Origin of the sequence: Corynebacterium sp. HMSC05C01, assembly GCF_001807155.1 — a bacterium.
Taxonomy (GTDB): Bacteria; Actinomycetota; Actinomycetes; order Mycobacteriales; family Mycobacteriaceae; genus Corynebacterium; species Corynebacterium coyleae.
The window spans coordinates 1-833 of record NZ_KV787972.1; the positions used below are offsets into that span (position 1 = coordinate 1).

1 rRNA gene is annotated in these 833 nt (G+C 58.1%); it reads right to left on the reverse strand.

From position 1 onward, the window contains the following. A 16S ribosomal RNA gene (locus HMPREF3145_RS10845) occupies positions 1–833 on the reverse strand; the annotation flags it as partial.

An 833-nucleotide genomic window follows, 5' to 3' on the forward strand; every position in this document is an offset into this window, starting at 1 on the left:
CCGCTTGTGCGGGCCCCCGTCAATTCCTTTGAGTTTTAGCCTTGCGGCCGTACTCCCCAGGCGGGGCGCTTAATGCGTTAGCTACGGCACGAACCCCGTGGAAGGGACTCACACCTAGCGCCCACCGTTTACGGCATGGACTACCAGGGTATCTAATCCTGTTCGCTCCCCATGCTTTCGCTCCTCAGCGTCAGTTACTGCCCAGAGACCTGCCTTCGCCATCGGTGTTCCTCCTGATATCTGCGCATTCCACCGCTACACCAGGAATTCCAGTCTCCCCTACAGCACTCAAGTTATGCCCGTATCGCCTGCAGTCCCGCAGTTAAGCTGCGGGCTTACACAAACGACGCGACAAACCACCTACGAGCTCTTTACGCCCAGTAATTCCGGACAACGCTCGCACCCTACGTATTACCGCGGCTGCTGGCACGTAGTTAGCCGGTGCTTCTTCTCTAGGTACCGTCACATAACGCTTCGTCCCTAGCGAAAGGAGTTTACAACCCGAAGGCCGTCATCCCCCACGCGGCGTCGCTGCATCAGGCTTGCGCCCATTGTGCAATATTCCCCACTGCTGCCTCCCGTAGGAGTCTGGGCCGTATCTCAGTCCCAATGTGGCCGTACACCCTCTCAGGCCGGCTACCCGTCGACGCCTTGGTAGGCCATTACCCCACCAACAAGCTGATAGGCCGCGAGCTCATCCCACACCGAAAAAACTTTCCACCACAACCTCCAAGAAGTGGTCCTATCCGGTATTAGACCCAGTTTCCCAGGCTTATCCCGAAGTGCGGGGCAGATCACCCACGTGTTACTCACCCGTTCGCCACTCGAGTACC